Source organism: Bradyrhizobium sp. CCGB01 (assembly GCF_024199795.1).
In the GTDB taxonomy this organism is placed as follows: domain Bacteria; phylum Pseudomonadota; class Alphaproteobacteria; order Rhizobiales; family Xanthobacteraceae; genus Bradyrhizobium.
The window spans coordinates 4,876,129-4,892,491 of sequence record NZ_JANADK010000001.1; the positions used below are offsets into that span (position 1 = coordinate 4,876,129).

Annotated in this window: 16 protein-coding genes; 10 read left to right on the top strand and 6 right to left on the bottom strand. The window is 64.2% G+C overall.

Annotation, left to right across the window (positions count from 1 at the left end):
* Positions 1 to 46: 46 nt before the first annotated feature.
* On the bottom strand, positions 47 to 1,855 hold the full coding sequence (locus NLM25_RS22400) for an alpha/beta hydrolase (protein WP_254138419.1): 1,809 nt from the start codon (positions 1,853 to 1,855) through the stop codon (positions 47 to 49).
* Between the two features lie 252 nt (positions 1,856 to 2,107).
* Between NLM25_RS22400 and NLM25_RS22405 the strand changes: the two genes are divergently transcribed.
* The 4 genes from NLM25_RS22405 (at position 2,108) to glpX (ending at position 6,246) form a co-directional block, all read left to right on the top strand.
* Positions 2,108 to 2,383, top strand: a complete 276-nt coding sequence (locus NLM25_RS22405) for a hypothetical protein (RefSeq protein WP_254119102.1) — start codon at positions 2,108 to 2,110, stop codon at positions 2,381 to 2,383.
* 215 nt (positions 2,384 to 2,598) lie between these two features.
* The gene (locus tag NLM25_RS22410) at positions 2,599 to 3,819 is read left to right on the top strand and encodes an LL-diaminopimelate aminotransferase (protein ID WP_254119103.1); all 1,221 of its coding nucleotides are present in this window, start codon (positions 2,599 to 2,601) and stop codon (positions 3,817 to 3,819) included.
* 28 nt (positions 3,820 to 3,847) lie between these two features.
* Positions 3,848 to 5,164, top strand: a complete 1,317-nt coding sequence (locus tag NLM25_RS22415; RefSeq protein WP_254138420.1) for a homoserine dehydrogenase — start codon at positions 3,848 to 3,850, stop codon at positions 5,162 to 5,164.
* Positions 5,165 to 5,244: 80 nt separating this feature from the next.
* Positions 5,245 to 6,246, top strand: coding sequence for a class II fructose-bisphosphatase (gene glpX, locus NLM25_RS22420; protein WP_254119107.1), 1,002 nt, complete (start codon positions 5,245 to 5,247; stop codon positions 6,244 to 6,246).
* A gap of 91 nt (positions 6,247 to 6,337) precedes the next feature.
* Here the strand turns inward: glpX and NLM25_RS22425 are convergent, their stop codons facing one another.
* Entirely contained in the window at positions 6,338 to 7,531 is a 1,194-nt protein-coding gene (locus NLM25_RS22425) for a hypothetical protein (RefSeq protein WP_254138421.1), read from the bottom strand.
* A gap of 158 nt (positions 7,532 to 7,689) precedes the next feature.
* Between NLM25_RS22425 and NLM25_RS22430 the strand changes: the two genes are divergently transcribed.
* The 3 genes from NLM25_RS22430 (at position 7,690) to NLM25_RS22440 (ending at position 9,666) form a co-directional block, all read left to right on the top strand.
* On the top strand, positions 7,690 to 8,418 hold the full coding sequence (locus NLM25_RS22430) for a haloacid dehalogenase type II (RefSeq protein WP_254138422.1): 729 nt from the start codon (positions 7,690 to 7,692) through the stop codon (positions 8,416 to 8,418).
* 112 nt (positions 8,419 to 8,530) lie between these two features.
* Positions 8,531 to 8,866, top strand: a complete 336-nt coding sequence (locus NLM25_RS22435; protein ID WP_254138423.1) for a hypothetical protein — start codon at positions 8,531 to 8,533, stop codon at positions 8,864 to 8,866.
* A 41-nt stretch (positions 8,867 to 8,907) separates the two neighbouring features.
* The gene (locus NLM25_RS22440; protein ID WP_254138424.1) at positions 8,908 to 9,666 is read left to right on the top strand and encodes a sulfite exporter TauE/SafE family protein; all 759 of its coding nucleotides are present in this window, start codon (positions 8,908 to 8,910) and stop codon (positions 9,664 to 9,666) included.
* Here NLM25_RS22440 and NLM25_RS22445 read toward each other — a convergent pair.
* Positions 9,654 to 10,316 carry a TetR/AcrR family transcriptional regulator gene (locus NLM25_RS22445; RefSeq protein WP_254119112.1) on the bottom strand — a complete coding sequence of 221 codons (663 nt, stop codon included), beginning with the start codon at positions 10,314 to 10,316 and terminating at the stop codon, positions 9,654 to 9,656. The two genes, NLM25_RS22440 and NLM25_RS22445, sit on opposite strands and share 13 nt — an antisense overlap.
* Positions 10,317 to 10,501: 185 nt before the next feature.
* On the opposite strand from NLM25_RS22445, the gene NLM25_RS22450 reads away from it, so the two are divergent.
* From NLM25_RS22450 to NLM25_RS22460, 3 genes are all read left to right on the top strand, one after another.
* On the top strand, positions 10,502 to 11,707 hold the full coding sequence (locus NLM25_RS22450) for an efflux RND transporter periplasmic adaptor subunit (protein WP_254138425.1): 1,206 nt from the start codon (positions 10,502 to 10,504) through the stop codon (positions 11,705 to 11,707).
* Between the two features lie 5 nt (positions 11,708 to 11,712).
* Positions 11,713 to 14,859, top strand: coding sequence for an efflux RND transporter permease subunit (locus NLM25_RS22455; RefSeq protein WP_254138426.1), 3,147 nt, complete (start codon positions 11,713 to 11,715; stop codon positions 14,857 to 14,859).
* A 71-nt stretch (positions 14,860 to 14,930) separates the two neighbouring features.
* Entirely contained in the window at positions 14,931 to 15,824 is an 894-nt protein-coding gene (locus NLM25_RS22460; RefSeq protein ID WP_254138427.1) for a LysR family transcriptional regulator, read from the top strand.
* A 15-nt stretch (positions 15,825 to 15,839) separates the two neighbouring features.
* Here the strand turns inward: NLM25_RS22460 and NLM25_RS22465 are convergent, their stop codons facing one another.
* From NLM25_RS22465 to NLM25_RS22470, 3 genes are read right to left on the bottom strand one after another with little or no spacing between them, the layout of a single operon-like run.
* On the bottom strand, positions 15,840 to 16,049 hold the full coding sequence (locus NLM25_RS22465) for a hypothetical protein (RefSeq protein WP_254119120.1): 210 nt from the start codon (positions 16,047 to 16,049) through the stop codon (positions 15,840 to 15,842).
* 10 nt (positions 16,050 to 16,059) lie between these two features.
* Positions 16,060 to 16,185, bottom strand: coding sequence for a hypothetical protein (locus tag NLM25_RS43920; RefSeq protein WP_256565475.1), 126 nt, complete (start codon positions 16,183 to 16,185; stop codon positions 16,060 to 16,062).
* A 4-nt stretch (positions 16,186 to 16,189) separates the two neighbouring features.
* Complete coding sequence (locus NLM25_RS22470; protein WP_254138428.1) at positions 16,190 to 16,345, bottom strand: hypothetical protein; 156 nt, start codon at positions 16,343 to 16,345, stop codon at positions 16,190 to 16,192.
* Positions 16,346 to 16,363 lie beyond the last annotated feature (18 nt).

Here is a 16,363-nt window from a genome sequence, read left to right on the forward strand (position 1 = left end):
TCGTCGCTGCGTTGAAAGCGAGCTTATACAAGCGTCGCAGATTCCGCTATGCGCGAACCCTGACATAGCTGCCGGGGGCGTCCTCGAGGGGCGGCAGGGCTTCGCTTCCGACCGCGCGCGCCGGGACTTCCTCGGGATCGAGCCCGCCCAGCCATTCGCGCCAGTCCGGCCACCACGAGCCCTTGTGCTCCACCGCGCCCTTCATCCACTCGGCGACGTTGACGTCCTTGACGTTGTCGTTGGTCCAGTACTGGTATTTGTTCGAGGCGGGCGGATTGACGACGCCGGCGATGTGGCCCGAGCCTGACAGCACGTATTTCACCGGGCCGCCGAAGAACTGCGAGCCGTAGAGCACCGATTCCGCCGGCGCGATGTGGTCCTCGCGGGTGGCGAGGTTGTAGACGGGCACCTTGACCTTGGATAGGTCGAGCAGGGTGTTGTCGAGCACCATCGTGCCGGTGGAGAGCCGGTTCTCCAGGTAGCAGTTGCGCAAATAATAGGAATGGTTCGACGCGGTCATGCGCGTCGCGTCCGAATTCCAGTGCAAGAGGTCGAACGCGCTCGGCTGCTGGCCCTTCAGATAGTTGCTGACGACGTAGGACCAGATCAGATCGTTGGAGCGCAGCATGTTGAAGGCCATCGCCATCTTGGAGCCTTCGAGCACGCCCGCGGCCTTCATGTCCTGCTCGAGGGCCGCGATCTGCTCCTCGTCCACGAACACCAGCAGATCGCCGGCGTGGGTGAAGTCGACCTGTGCCGCGAAGAACGTCGCCGACGAGACGCGCTGGCGGCGCTTCTCGGCGAGCCAGGCCAGCGTGGTGGCGAGCATCGTGCCGCCGACGCAATAGCCGGCGGTGTGCACCTTCATCTCGCCGGTGACCTTCTCGATCACGTCCATCGCCGTGAGCGGGCCTTCCTTCATGTAGTCTTCCCAGCTCTTGTTGCCGAGCCGCTTGTCGGGATTGACCCATGAGATCACGAACACGGTGATGCCCTGGTCGACGCACCACTTGACGTAGGATTTCTCCGGCTTGAGATCGAGGATGTAGAACTTGTTGATCCAGGGCGGCACGATCAGGAGCGGCGTGCGCAGCACGTTCTCCGTGGTCGGCGAATACTGGATCAGCTGCATCATCTCGTTCTGGTAGATCACCTTGCCCGGCGTCGTCGCCATGTTGACGCCGACGACGAGATTGTCCGGATTGGACTGGCGGATCTTCAGCATGCCTTTGCCGGCGGCGATGTCCTCGGCCAGCATCTTCAGTCCGCGCGCGAGATTTTCACCGCTGCTTGCCACCGTCTCGCGCAGCACTTCCGGATTGGTCAGGACGAAGTTCGACGGCGAGATCGCGTTGGTGACCTGCTGGACGTAGAACTCCGCCTTGCGGCGGGTCTGCGGGTCGAGCCCGTCGGCGTCGCGCACCAGCTCCTGCGCCCATTTGGTCGTGAGCAGATAGAGCTGCATCATGAAATCGAAGAACTGGTTCGACTTCCATTCCGGATCGGCAAAGCGCTTGTCGCGCGGCGAGGGCGCGATCGCGGGCGCGGCGTCCTGGCCGGCCATGCGGCGCGCAGCCGAGCCCCAGAGGTCCAGATAATCCTTGGCGAGCTTGGTCTGCAGATCGGACGAGCGGGACGTATCCGACAGCCAGTATTCGGCGACCGACGTGAAGGTCTTGACCACTTCCGTAAGCTCGGCCGGTGGGCGATCCTGCACCTCGCCGCTCTCGCGCGGCTTCAGGTACGCGGCGAGCGCCTTGCCGCCGCTCTCCATCGCCCGCGCGACATTCATCGCGAAGGCTTCCGCATCGAAGTTCGTCTCGGGTTTGGGCGTGTCGGTCGTGGCGGTACTCATGAGCAGAACAGTAACGATTCATTCCGTATTCGTCACCGCGAAGCTCGCATGTTTGGCGTTAAACAAGCTCCAACATGTGCTGCACTGCGACAAAGTTTCTTGGTTTTGTCACAATCGAGGTGCACCTCTCCGGTCGTGGGCCTTGGATGTTTTCTCGCTCGTACCATTTGTGGGCAGCAATGGTTTGAGCTTGGGCAGGTTGTCGGGTTAGTCTCCGGCAGCTTGCTTTGGGACGAGTAGGGGATTTCCCAAGTGTTGGCGTTCAGGGACCTGCAAAAGTCGCTGCCGATCTGCGGCGCGCTGCTGATGGCGGCGCTTGCCCTCGGCGGCTGCTCGAGCCAGCTCGCAGATATGACACCCGCCGATGCACAAGCGCATCCCAGGGAGCCTGGGACCTACCTGCCGGTGCACGACCTCCCGCCGGATCGCGATCAGGCGGTCATCCCGCCGGACCAGCGTGCCAAGATCGAGGCGGAGCTCGCCGCCGCACGCGACCGTCAGGCCGTCGCCGCCAAGGACGCGAAATAGCGCGGTGCAAGGTAATCGCTGGCGCCCCCGCCACTCCGTGCTAAAAAGACCTCAGTTCAGCCGAGAGTCAGGGCGAAGGTGTTCAGCCCCTGTCGCTGAAAGTCGCTCCAAGTAGTTGATTTTGAGTGATTTTCGCGCAAGGGGCGGTCTCCTTTGAAATAGGCGTCATCGCCTTTCGATTCTGTCCTGACCGGTTGCCCGGAGCCCAGAGAGCCATGGAAGATTTTTACCGCATCCGCCGCCTTCCGCCTTACGTGTTCGAGCAGGTCAACCGGGCCAAGGCGGCCGCGCGGAATGCCGGTGCCGACATCATCGACCTCGGCATGGGCAATCCGGACCTGCCGGCGCCGGCCCATGTGCTGGAGAAGCTGAAGGAGACGCTGGGCAAGCCGCGCACCGACCGCTACTCGGCCTCCCGCGGCATCCCCGGGCTGCGCCGGGCTCAGGCCGCCTATTACGCCCGCCGCTTCGGCGTGAAGCTCAACCCCGACACCCAGGTCGTGGCCACGCTCGGCTCGAAGGAGGGGTTTGCCAATGTGGCGCAGGCGATCACCGCGCCCGGCGACGTCATCCTCTGCCCGAACCCGAGCTACCCGATTCACGCCTTCGGCTTCCTGATGGCGGGCGGTGTGATCCGCTCGGTGCCCTCGGAGCCGACGCCGCAATTCTTCGAGGCGGTGGAGCGGGCGATCGTGCATTCGATCCCCAAGCCGCTCGCGCTCGTGGTCTGCTACCCCTCGAACCCGACCGCCTATGTCGCGAGCCTCGACTTCTACAAGGACCTCGTCGCGTTCGCGAAGAAGCACGAGATCCTGATCCTGTCCGATCTCGCCTATGCCGAGGTCTATTTCGACGAGAACAACCCGCCGCCCTCGGTGCTCCAGGTGCCCGGCGCGATCGACGTCACCGTCGAGTTCACCTCGATGTCGAAGACCTATTCGATGGCCGGCTGGCGCATGGGCTTTGCGGTCGGCAATGACCGCGTGATCGCGGCGCTCGCCCGCGTCAAATCCTACCTCGACTACGGCGCCTTCACGCCGGTGCAGGTCGCCGCGACCGCCGCGCTGAACGGCCCCGACGATTGCATCAAGGAAATGCGCGACACCTACCGCAAGCGCCGCGACGCGCTGGTGGAATCATTCGGCCGCGCCGGCTGGGAGATCCCGCCGCCGGAAGCCTCGATGTTCGCCTGGGTGCCGCTGCCGGAGGCCTTCCGCAGCGTCGGCAGCATGCAGTTCGCAACCCTGATGGTGGAGAAATCCGGCGTCGCGGTCTCGCCCGGCGTCGGCTTCGGCGAGCATGGTGAAGGATATGTCCGCATCGCCATGGTGGAAAACGAGCAACGGATCAGGCAGGCCGCGCGCGGCGTGCGCCGCTTCCTTGAAAGCGGCATCGAAACGTTGCACAACGTCGTTCCGCTCGCCAATCGGCGCTAATTCTCTTCTGCAGGTTTTCTAAAGCATCATGGTTGCACCCCTGAAAGTGGGCATAGCGGGGCTCGGCACCGTGGGCGCCGAAGTTGTCCGTTTGATCGAGACCCAGGCCCGCGTGCTCTCGGGCCGCAGTGGCCGCGGCATTCGCGTCGTCGCCGTCACCGCGCGCTCGAAGGCGAAGAAGCGTGGCGTCGATCTGCGCGGCGTCGAATGGGCCAAGGATCCGATGGCACTGGCCACGCATCCCGACATCGACTGCTTCGTCGAACTGATGGGCGGCGCCGGCGATCCCGCGCTCTCCGCCGTCGAGGCCGCGCTGAATACAGGCAAGTCGGTCGTCACCGCCAACAAGGCGCTGCTCGCCAAGCACGGCCTGAAGCTTGCCAAGGCCGCTGAAAAGCACGGCGGCGCGCTGAATTTCGAGGCAGCCGTCGGTGCCGCGATCCCCGTCATCAAAACGTTACGCGAGGGTCTTGCCGGAACCGGCATCAACCGCGTCTACGGCATCCTCAACGGCACCTGCAATTACATCCTGACCCGGATGGAGCAGGAAGGCCTGTCCTTCGCCGAATGCCTCAAGGATGCGCAGCGGCTCGGCTATGCCGAGGCCAACCCGTCCTTCGACGTCGATGGCCACGACACCGCGCAGAAGCTGGCGATCCTCGCCAGCCTCGCCTTCGGCACGAAAGTTGCTCAAAGCGCGGTGTATGTCGAAGGCATCTCATCCATCGCGCCGGAAGATCTCCGCGCAGCCGACGATCTCGGTTACCGGCTCAAGCTGCTCGGTGTTGCGGTTCGCACCGCCAAGGGCATCGAGCAGCGCGTGCATCCGACCATGGTGCCGAAATCCTCCTCGATTGCGCAGGTGATGGGTGTCACCAATGCGGTCACGATCGACGGCGAGGGCATTCCGGCGATCACGCTGGTCGGGCCCGGCGCCGGCGGTGCTGCGACCGCGTCCGCCGTCGTCGCCGACATCGCCGACGTTGCGCGCGGCATCCGCGCCAATCCGTTCGGCCGGCCGATCTCGCATCTGCGCGACACCAAGAAGGCACCGATGGAACGGCACGAGGGCGGCTACTACATCCGCCTCTTGGCGCGCGATTTCCCGGGCACCGCGGCGGCGATCGCCACCCGGCTCGCGGAGCAGAAGATTTCGATCGAATCGATCGTGCAGCGCCATCCGAATGGCGGCGCGGCGCCGACCGATGGCAAGGCGGTGCCCGTGCCCGTCATCCTGATCACATACGCGACCCATGAGGACGCCGTGCGCCGCGCGCTCGCCGCCGTACAGAAGGACAAGGTGATCAGCGGACGGCCGCAGGTCATCAGAATTGAGAAGAACTGACACGGTTCGAACGAACTGTGGGTGTTACGAGTTGATGTGGGCGGAGATTTCCGTCCCAAACGTTTCGAAGGAGTTAGCCGATGTCGACCCATATTGAAGTCCCCCCGCACCACTTGCTCGAGCGCATTCTCACGCTGGAGATCGTGCGGGTGACGGAACGGGCGGCAGTGTCGTCGGCGCGGCTTCGCGGACACGGCAACGAGAAGGCGGCCGACCAGGCCGCCGTGGACGCGATGCGGCGCGAGCTCAACAAGCTGCCGATCCAGGGCACCATCGTGATCGGCGAGGGCGAGCGCGACGAGGCGCCGATGCTGTATATCGGCGAGCAGGTCGGTCTCAAGGCAGGCCCGCAAGTCGATATCGCGGTCGATCCGCTGGAAGGCACGACGCTGTGCGCCAAGAACATGCCGGGCTCGATCGCCACCATGGCGATGGCCGACGGCGGCACGTTGCTGCACGCACCCGACGTCTACATGCAGAAGCTCGCGATCGGTCCCGGCTACGACAAGGGCGTGGTCGATCTCGATGCATCGCCGGCTGACAACGTCCGCCGCCTCGCCAAGGCCAAGGGTGTCAATCCCGACGGCATCACGGTTCTCGTGCTCGATCGTCCGCGCCATGCCGACATCATCTCGAGCGTCCGCTCGACCGGCGCGGCCGTCCGCCTCATCACCGACGGCGACGTCGCCGGCGTGATCCACTGCGCCGATCCCGACAATACCGGCGTCGACATGTATCTCGGCACCGGCGGCGCGCCGGAAGGCGTGCTCGCGGCCGTGGCGCTGCGCTGCATCGGTGGCCAGATGCAGTGCCGCCTCATCCTCGATTCCGACGAGAAGCGCGAGCGCGCCGCCAAGATGGGCGTCAACGATCCCAAGATGATCTACGGCATCGAGGACATGGCGCGCGGCGACTGCCTGTTCGCCGCCACCGGCGTCACCACCGGCTCGCTGCTCTCCGGCGTCAAGTTCCGCAAGGACGGCGTGATCGAGACCGAGACGGTCGTGATGCGCTCAGTCACCGGCACCGTGCGCTACATCAAGGCCGAGCACCGCGAGCTGGCGAAGTTCCACCTGGATTGAGTCCGCAATGCTCCCGCGCGCGATCGTTCGGCTGGTTCAGCCGAACGTCGCTGCCAAGAGACCGTGAGAGACACGACACGTCGCGCGCCTACTACGGGCTGCGAGGCGACGCCGGCATGAACATGAATGCATCGCACAAGATCAGGCCGAGTTTGACGGCCTCTTGAAGCCGGTCAACTTTTTCCGCCCAGGGCTGGAGAGGACTCTTCGCGGATTCGGGGTCTCCGCGCGCGAGTGCATGGCGAGCGTTGGTGTCTGCCTCGGCATAGGCGTCGGTTGCCAGCATTTCGGATAACCTAGTCGAAAGGGCGACGTCGAAGCTCTCAAGGCGAGTTTCCGAAACATAGTGATCGGGTTTTAGCTCGATCAGGTTTTCAGTTTTCGCTGGATCGAAAAGCCCGACCTTGCCCAACATGATCAGCAGCGGGTGATTTCGTGCGATCGAGGCGGGAATGATCTGGTAGATCCTGGTTCTCCCAGCGTGGTCGAGACAGGAAAAAAACGAAACGACCGGCCCGATGCGAAAGCGCGAGTTGCGGTGAAGAATCCCAACGTAACCGATGGTCTCGTCATCATCCTTGAATACCTTTCCGCTCGCGGTGTTTTTGTCGAGCCCGTTTGCGAGCAGATGAGACGTGGCATTGGCGACACGCACGGTGACGCCGCGTTGGTCGAGCCCGTCCACCTCGAATTCGATCTCACGTCCGATGAATGCCGAAAGCCCGACCGTGTAGGCTCCTATGGTCTTGCCGCTCACATAGTGAACAATCTCCGTCCAAAGGCCAAATGGGTGATCCGGAAACGGTTCGAATGCGCGGCGTGACTGCTCGATCCACATCTCGGGTGAGCGTCCGACCCGTCCGTTCCAGACCACGGCGAGACAGCCAGGCTGTGCCTTGATAAGACTGCCGACGACGGCGGTGACGAGGCGGGTGCTCTCAATGACACTCAGCGCCGCCGTTTCGGCGCTCTCTACGGCAGGTCCCATGGTCGAGACAATCAGGTGTGCACCATGCTGCCCCGCGGCATCGAATGCCTCCGGCCAGACCCAGGAGGCCTGCTGCCATAGCTGTTGATCAAACGGCAGCGGAACAGACATCAGGAGGAGGACCACGAGATGATCGCCCGCGCGGATGGAGATGGCGCCGTCGGCTTTTGTGAATGCGAGGGCCGTGCTCAGCTCCCACAGGCGCCCTGGATGACGGCGTCGCAAGGTATCGATCAGAACAGTTTCGTCCGGAAGCAAGGCCTCTTTGAGCAACACGAATGCAGGGGTCGTCGTCATCGCGCGCACTCCAAAGGGTTGAGGCAAGTCATCTTGCTCATCTCTGGCGTGTTTGGCCAGTCCGACTAGCGCCATTGTTGTGCGTGCTGGATCGTGCTTTAAAGCCGCACCCCTCAATTGAAGCCGCCCGAGAAGCGGCGGGGAGCGCGGAGCAAAACATGACAACTACATCCGATCTCTCCGCCGTCAAAGCCCTCGTGTTCGACGTGTTCGGCACGGTCGTGGACTGGCGCACCAGCCTGATCACCGACTTCATGTGGTGGGCGAAGGGCCGCGGGATCAGCGCCGACTGGACCGCCTTGGTCGACGGCTGGCGCGGCATGTACATGGCCTCGATGGACGACGTGCGCCAACATCCCGAGCGCGGCTATGTCATGCTCGACGATCTGCACCGCCGCTCGTTGGAAAAGCTGGTCGCGCAGTTTGCGATTAAGGGCCTCACCGAGGCCGATCTCGATCACCTCACCAAGGGCTGGCATCGCCTCAATCCCTGGCCCGACAGCGTCGCGGGCCTGACGCGGCTGAAGACGAAATTCGTGATCTCGCCGCTGTCGAACGGCAACGTCGCGCTGCTCACCAACATGGCGAAGTTTGCAGGCCTGCCGTGGGACCTCATCATGTCGGCCGAGCTGTTCGAGCACTACAAGCCCGATGCCGAAACCTATCTCGGCGCCGCGCGCCTGCTTTGCCTCAAGCCGAAACAGGTGATGATGGTCGCCGCCCACAACGGCGATCTCGCCGCCGCACAGAAGAACGGGCTGAAGACCGCGTTCGTGGCGCGGCCGACGGAGTACGGGCCGTTGCAGAAGGTCGATTTCGAGGCGACGGGTAAGTGGGATATCGTCGCCAGGGACTTCGGCGGGATCGCCGACAAGCTGGGCTGCTAGCACCGCAGCTCCCGCTCGCAGATTAGCTGCGAGCTCGACCACCGGGCCGAGCAATCACGCTTGCGCGGGGCCGTGGTCGTAAGACGCGTGCCGCAGCAGCGAAACTGCGACCTTGCTCAGCGCCGACATACCGCTACGCCGCGTGGCGGGCGGGCTGCCGTCCGACGTGACGAGGGAACATACCCCAAAGCACATGGTTCGGAGCCTCGATCATTATTGCACCGAGTACAATGTTCTGATTGTACCGACAAATAAGTCGGATCATATTCCGGGCAAAGAGCAAATTGCACCGGGAACGCTCGGTGGCAATGGAGCGACGACAATGCCCGTGAGTTATCTCGATCTGTTTCTCGCGTTCCTCGGATTGACCTTTGGACTGCCCTCTGTGCTGCCCGGCCTGTTTTTCCGGAATGAGGACGGTCGGCCCCCGAGGTCGCAGGCGGACTGATGGTGCGGTTCGCACAGCGTAACGGACCTTGAGAAGCGCAGATGGAGTTGACGGCCACCACAATCCTCGTCGCGTTCACCGGCGTCTTCCTGATCTGCTTCATGAAGGGCGCGTTCGGCGGCGGCTTCTCGATCATCGGCATTCCGCTCCTGTCGTTTGTGATGGACCCGGTGACCGCTGGCGGACTGCTCGCGCCACTGTTCATTGCGATGGATCTGTTCGCGCTACGCTACTGGAAGCCTTCGACCTGGTCGAAGCCGGACATCGGCCTGCTATTGCCCGGGCTCGTGGTCGGCATCGGCCTCGGTTATCTCCTGTTTCGCGTGCTGGACCATCGAGCGGTTGCGATCGTGATGGCGGTCGTCACGCTGATCTTCGTTGGCTTGTGGTTGGTGAGCGATCCGAAGGTGGTCGTTCGCCCGCGTTCGGCACCGAAGGCGGTCGCTGCCGGTCTTGCCTCGGGCGTGACGACGATGGTCGCGCATTCCGGCGGGCCGCCGCTGGCGATGTATCTGCTACCGCTCGGCCTCAGCAAGGAGGTCTATGCGGGAACGACGAGCCTGTTCTTCACTGTCGGCAATGCGACCAAGGCGGTGCCGTGGCTGCTGTTGGTGCGGCCGGCGGGCCATGTCTGGATCGTGATGGCGGCCTGCCTCCTGGCCATTCCCACCGGCGTCTGGCTCGGCTGGCGGTTGCATGGCAGGCTCGACCAGCAACAGATCTATCGCGCCTGTCACGGATTGCTGGTAGTCACGGCGCTGAAGCTCTTGTGGGACGGTGTTTCCGATTATCTCGTGTGATCTTCAGCCGCGCAGAACATCGCAATCGCAAGATCGATCCGCCGGTCCAGCGCCCGGCGGTTGAGCCGGAATCCGTCGTCGGTCAGCAGGCGGAAATGATCATGGCTGAATACCATTCCGAGCAGCATTTCGGCGACAAGGCGCAGCGGCAGGTTCTCGAGACGAGGCTCCAGGCGAACCGTCCTAAGCAGTTCGGCGACACCGTCCGTGCCTGTATCGAGGATAACTTCCGCGAACATGCGGCCGAGGCCAGGTGAAGCCTGGCGCTCGCCAATGATCAGGCGATGCAGCGCGATTTCGCTCGGCGCCAGCGCCACGTCGGCAATCTTCCGGAGCGAGTGTCGTAACCGGGTCGCTGGCGGTCCTTCAAGCGGAGCGTCCGCAAAATGAACTTCGGGCAGGCTGCGCAGCAGCATGGCGCGGAACAGCTCGGTCTTGCTCTCGAACAATTTGTAGAGCGTCTTCTTCGACATTCCGGCAGCGCCGGCGATGTCGTCCATCGTCGTCGCCGCAAAGCCCTTGCTGGTGAAGGTGTCCTTCGCCGCCGTCAGCAGGTGCAACATCCTCGCGTCGGGAGCGGGAATATCGACGCTCCGCTCCGGGGGACGGTTGTCGCCGGTGCGGGTGCGCTTCTCCGATGTTTTCGCCATGCAAGACCTGCCGCCGATGTTGAGCCGCTTCACGACTGCTTGAACGGAAATGTGAGGGCAGCCTAGCACTTGACTTCAGGGATGGAAACTACCAAGTTTCCTAATGGAAACCAGAGAGTTTCCAATTGTTTCCGTTGCCATGATCCCGCCCTGAGGTCGGCAACGCCATCTCATGGATCGTCATCATGCCTCTCCCGATCGTCCGCGCCGTTCCCTTGCTTGCCCTGCTGTCGCTCGCAGCCTGCGGCGAGCAGAGCCAGGCGCCGGTCGCGCAACAGGCGGCGCCGGAAGTCGGCGTCGTCACGTTGAAGCCCCAGCAGGCGAAGGTCTCGACGGTCCTGCCGGGCCGCGTCGTCGCCTATCAGGTTTCCGAGGTGCGGCCGCAGGTCACCGGCATTCTCCTCAAGCGCGACTTCGTCGAAGGTGCCGAGGTCAAGGAGGGCGACCAGCTCTATGAGATCGATCCCATTCAGTACAAGGCGGCGCTGGCCAGCGCCGAGGCCGCCGTGCAGAGGGCGGAGGCAACGCTCGTCAGCGTCAAGCTGAAAGCCGCGCGCAAAACTCAGCTGCTCCAGACCAACGCGGCCAGCCAGCAGGACGTCGACGATGCGGTCGCCGCCTACAAGCAGGGCGAGGCCGATGTGAGCGCGGCACAGGCCAACCGCGACACCGCTGCGATCGCGCTGGACCGCACCAAGGTCGCCGCGTCGATCTCGGGCCGCATTGGGAAGTCGACGATCACGCCGGGCGCACTCGTCACCGCCAGCCAGGCGACCGCGATGACGACGATCCAGCAGCTCGATCCTGTCTACGTCGATCTCGACCAGTCGACATCCGAGATGGAGCGCCTGCGCAGCCAGATCGCGAGCGGAAAGCTCAAGCGGCCGGCCGAAGGCGTGCAGGTCGAGCTCCTGATGGAGAGCGGCAGGGCCTACGGTCACAAGGGCAAATACGGTTTCACCGATACGAGCGTCAACGAGAGCACCGGCTCGGTGAGCTCGCGCGCGATCTTCGCCAATCCCGAGCGCGCGCTGCTGCCCGGCATGTACGTCCGCGCCCGCGTCGTCGCCGGCGTCGATCCGGCCGCGATCCTGGTGCCGCAGCGGGCGGTCTCGCGTAATCCGCTGGGGCAGGCGGTGGCGATGTTCGTCGACAAGGATGGCAGGATCGAGCAGCGGACGCTGGATCTCGGCGAGGAGATCGACGGCAACTGGCTGGTTCGTTCCGGCGCCAAGCCGGGTGATCGTCTCGTCGTCGAGGGAACGCAGAAGGCCCGCCCCGGCGCGTCCGTTAAGACCGTCGAGGTCGCGGTCGATCCGGCAACCGGCCTGACAGAGAATCCGACGCGGCAGGCCGATGCGCGGCCCGCGGCCACGACGACCGAGCAGTAATCATCATGTCGCACTTCTTCATTAAGCGGCCGATCTTCGCCTGGGTCATCGCCATCCTGATCATGCTGGGCGGCGTGCTCGCGATCATGCGGCTGCCGATCGCGCAATATCCGCAGATCGCGCCGACCGTGGTCACGATCACGGCGACCTATCCCGGCGCCAACGCCGAGACGGCGGAGAACTCGGTGACCAAGGTCATCGAGCAGAACATGACCGGTCTCGACTATCTCCAGTACATGTCGTCGTCCAGCACCTCGACCGGCGTCGTGCAGATCTCGCTGACATTCACCAACGAGGCCGACGCCGACATCGCCCAGGTGCAGGTGCAGAACAAGCTCCAGCTCGCCACCCCGCTGCTGCCGCAGGTAGTGCAGCAGCAGGGCATCAAGGTCGTGAAGTCGTCGTCGAGCTTCCTGATGGTGCTCGGCTTCGTGTCCGAGGACGGCCGGCTCACCGCCAGCGATATCGCCGATTACGTGGCGTCCTCGATCAACGACCCGATCAGCCGCGTTGCCGGCGTCGGCCAGGTGCAGCTGTTCGGCTCCGAATACGCGATGCGGATCTGGCTCGATCCGGACAGGCTCGCCAAATACAATCTGATGCCGGGCGATGTGACCGCGGCGATCCAGGCCCAGAACACGCAGGTGACGGCCGGCCAGCTCGGCGGCCTGCCGTCCGTCGGCGGCCAGCAGCTCAACGCGACCATCACCTCGCAGAGTCGCCTTCAGACCGTCGACCAGTTCAAGGACATCATCCTGCGCACGGCATCATCGGGCCAGGCGGTGCGCATCGGCGACGTCGCGCGCGTCGAGCTCGGGTCGAAGTCCTACGATTCCACTGCGCGCTACAACGGCAAGCCGGCTTCAGGCATGGGCATCAGCCTTGCAACCGGCGCCAACGCGGTTGCAACCTCCGAAGCCGTGAAGACGCGCATTGCCCAGCTCAGTGCCACCATGCCGGAGGGGCTGCGCGTCATCTATCCCTACGACACCACGCCGTTCGTCAAACTGTCGATCGAGAAGGTGATCCACACGCTGTTCGAGGCGATTGCTCTCGTCTTCGTCGTGATGTTCGTGTTCCTCCAGAGCTGGCGCGCCACCATCATTCCGACCATCGCGGTACCGGTGGTGCTGCTCGGGACGTTCGGCGTGCTTTCGCTTGCCGGCTATTCGATCAACACGCTGACGATGTTCGCGATGGTGCTGGCGATCGGCCTGCTGGTCGACGACGCCATCGTCGTGGTCGAGAACGTCGAGCGCGTCATGGCCGAGGAGCATCTGTCCCCGCGCGAGGCGACCGAAAAGTCCATGCGCGAGATCACCGGCGCTCTGGTCGGGATCGGCGTCGTGCTCTCGGCCGTGTTCATCCCCATGGCCTTCTTCAACGGCTCCGTCGGCATCATCTACCGGCAGTTCGCGCTGACCATCGTCACGGCGATGCTGCTCTCGGTGCTGGTGGCGCTCGTCCTGACCCCGGCCTTATGTGCCACGATCCTGAAGCCGCCGAAGCATCATGGCACCCAAGGCGGCTTCTTCGGGCTGTTCAACCGCGGCTTTGATCGCATGGCCGATGGCTACCAGCGCGGCGCTGCGGTTGCGATCAAGCGGGTTGCGGGCTTGATGATCGCCTTCGCGGCGATCGTCGCCTGCATGGTCGTCCTGTTCCAGCGGCTGCCGAGCTCGTTCCTGCCCGAAGAGGACCAGGGCACGATCATGACCCTGATCCAGCTTCCGGTCGGCGCCACCTCGGTGCGCACGCTCGAGGTCATCAAGCAGGTCGAGCACCAATATCTCGACAACGAGAAGGATGCGGTGGAAGGCGTGTTCGCTGTCAGCGGTTTCAGCTTTGCCGGCCAGGGGCAGAACGTTGGCCTTGCCTTCGTCAGCCTGAAACCGTTCGACGAGCGCAAGAGCCCTGCGACCTCGGCGCAGGCTGTGGTCGGCCGCGCCATGGGCGCCTTTTCAAAAATCCGCGACGCGATGGTGTTCGCGGTGTTGCCGCCCTCGATCCCCGGCTTCGGCAATGCCGGCGGCTTCGATCTCTATCTCCAGGACACCGGCGGCAACGGTCACGAGGCGCTGATCCAGGCGCGCAACCAACTGCTCGGCCAGCTCGCGGCGGATAGGCGCGTGGCGCAGGCGCGGCCGAACGGCCAGGACGATACGCCGCAATTCAACGTCGACGTCGATCAGGCCAAGGCCACCGCGCTCGGCGTCAACCTGAGCGATCTCAACACCACGCTGTCGGCGGCCTGGGGCGGGGCCTATGTCAACGACTTCATCGACCGTGGCCGCGTCAAGCAGGTCTATGTCCAGAGCGATGCGCCGTTCCGCATGGATACCAGCGACATCGGCCGCTGGTACGTCCGCAATACCGCCGGCTCCATGGTGCCGTTCTCGGCGCTGGCCACCAATCGCTGGAGTTATGGTTCGCCGCGGCTGGAGCGCTACAACGGCGTCGCGGCCGTCGAGCTCCAGGGACAGGCCGGGCAGGGCATCAGCTCGGGTATCGCGATGCAGGCCGTGGAAGAGCAGATGGCCAAGCTGCCCAAGGGCTACGGGCACGAATGGACCGGATTGTCGTTCCAGGAGCGGCTCACCGGCAGCCAGACGCTGTACCTCTATTCGATCTCGCTCCTGATCGTCTTCCTCAGCCTTGCGGCGCTCTATGAGAGCTGGTCGGTTCCGTTCGCGGTGATGCTGACGGTGCCCATCGGCGTGCTCGGCGCACTGCTCGGAGCGACGCTGTTCAGCCAGGCCAACGACGTCTATTTCCAGGTCGGCCTGCTCACCACGATCGGTCTCGCCTCGAAGAACGCGATCCTGATCGTCGAGTTCGCGCTGGAGCAGATCGCGGCCGGCCGCAGCCTCGTCGAGGCCACGCTGCACGTGGCGCGGCAACGTCTCCGCCCGATCTTGATGACTTCGCTCGCCTTCATCCTCGGCGTGATGCCGCTGGCGGTGGCGACAGGGGCGGGCTCCGCCAGCCAGAACGCGGTCGGCATTGGCGTGGCCGGCGGCATGATCGCGGCGACCGTGCTGGGCATCTTCTTCGTTCCCGCGCTGTTCGTGCTGGTCAAGCGGATCTTTCCCGGCGCCAGGACGGATGCGGCTGTGCCGAAAACGGCGATCTTTGCCGAGCCGGCGGAATAGGCCAATCGGTTGGTTTGACATCTTTCATGCAAGCGCCTTTCATATCGATAAAATCGATGTGAGGGGCGCCCGTGGATACCGAGCTCGCGCGTACATTCCTGACGGTGGTTGCGACCGGCAATTTCATCACGGCCGCCGAGCGGTTGCATGTCAGCCAGTCCACCGTCAGTACGCGGATCCACAGTCTCGAAGAGCTGCTCGGCTGCACGCTGTTCGTGCGCAACAAGGCTGGCGCTGCGCTGACGGCGGCCGGACGTCAGTTTCAGCGTCACGCCTCGACGCTTGTTCGCACCGTCGAGCAGGCCCGGCACGACGTCGGCATTCCCAGGGGATTTAGCGGCGCGCTCGTGGTCGGCGGCCGCATCGGCCTGTGGGAGGAATTTCTGCTGCTCTGGGTGCCGCGCATGCAGGAGGCCAACCCGCAGATCTCCATCCGCGCCGAGAGCGCGCTCGAGCCGGAGCTGATGCAGGGACTGGTCGAAGGCCGCATCGACATCGGCGTGATGTACACGCCGCAAAGCCGTCCGGGCCTCAAGGTCGAATTGCTGATCGAGGAGCAGCTTGTCCTGGTCTCGACCAACCCGAAGAGCGATCCGGAGCCGCAGGACGGCTACGTCTATGTCGATTGGGGGCCGGAATTCTACGCCCGCCACAGCGCCGTCTTTCCGAATTTCGCGGGGCCAGCGCTATCAGCCAATATCGGCTGGCTCGGGCTTCAGCACGTGCTGGCCAATGGCGGCTCCGGCTATTTCGCGCAGCGGATCGTCGAGCCGCTGCTGAGGGCGCGGCGACTGCACCTGGTCGAGGGCGCGCCAAAATTCTCGATGCCGGCCTATGTCGTCTATTCGGTGGACCAGCCTGACGATCACGTGCAGGGCGCGATCGCGATCATGCGCGACCTCGCCGCCGGGCAGACGAGGCGCGTGACGGAACCGCCGCCGCGCAGCGCGCGCAAGCGCCGTTGACGGCCGGTCTACCAGCTACCCGCGCCTGTGCAGTCGGGTCTCGGCGACGGCCGTCACTGCGCCGATCGCCAGCATGGCGATAATGACGTCCGCGGTCGCGCCGAAGCCGAAGGCGAGAACCGCAGCGGCGATCACCGCGGCCAGCATGGAGACGGTAAGGCCTTCGTCAGCGATCAGCTGTCGCGCGCTCCCGAGGAGCGTTGTGCGCTTGTTCGCAGGGAGCATCGCCGCTTGCCTACTGAAACAGCTTCATGGCGTTGAGCAGGGTCTGGATCACGCCCGCGAGCAGGGGAATGCCCGCAAAGCTCCAGGCCAGCGCCAATTGTAGCGGCGTGGTCTTCGCCGTCTGAACGGTCTGCATGATGTCAGGCTCCCGAGGGATTGTTGCTTGCCGCAGCCACAGCCGCGATCTCGCTGGCGCGATGCTGCGGCTTGATCGCCGTCATGATCTGGGACAGCCGATGGGCGACCCAGCTCAACCACAGTTGGGAGATTGCTTTGCTTCGCGTCGTGGTGGTCATGATCGCCTCCTTGTGTTC